Raw genomic sequence first — 440 nt, 5'->3', positions numbered from 1 at the left:
CCGACTGGAAGAAGATGCAGGCGATCCACGTCGACGGCGCGTTCCTGACGACCAAGGCCGCGCTCAAGCACATGTACAAGGACGATCGCGGCGGCGTCGTGATCTACATGGGTTCGGTGCACTCGCACGAGGCGTCGCCGCTGAAGTCGGCGTACGTGACGGCCAAGCACGGGCTGCTGGGTTTGGCACGTGTGCTGGCGAAGGAAGGCGCGAAGCACAACGTGCGCTCGCACGTCGTGTGTCCGGGCTTCGTGCGCACGCCGCTGGTCGACAAGCAGATTCCGGAGCAGGCGAAGGAACTGGGGATCAGCGAAGAGGAAGTGGTGAAGAAGGTGATGCTCGGCAACACGGTCGACGGCGTGTTCACGACGGTGCAGGACGTCGCGCAGACGGTGCTGTTCCTGTCGGCGTTCCCGAGCGCCGCGCTCACGGGCCAGTCG

The 440-nt window shown here is 65.2% G+C and carries 1 protein-coding gene; it reads left to right on the top strand.

Translation table 11 applies throughout. The features are described 5' to 3' along the window. On the top strand, positions 1-440 hold a 440-nt coding region (locus HWX22_RS31630), incomplete at both ends, for an SDR family oxidoreductase (protein ID WP_175917030.1).

It is taken from the genome of Burkholderia sp. BCC1638 (assembly GCF_902833195.1).
In the GTDB taxonomy this organism is placed as follows: Bacteria; Pseudomonadota; Gammaproteobacteria; order Burkholderiales; family Burkholderiaceae; genus Burkholderia; species Burkholderia diffusa.
The sequence above is the reverse complement of the archived record's forward strand: the minus strand, read 5'-3'. Positions and strand labels throughout refer to the sequence as shown.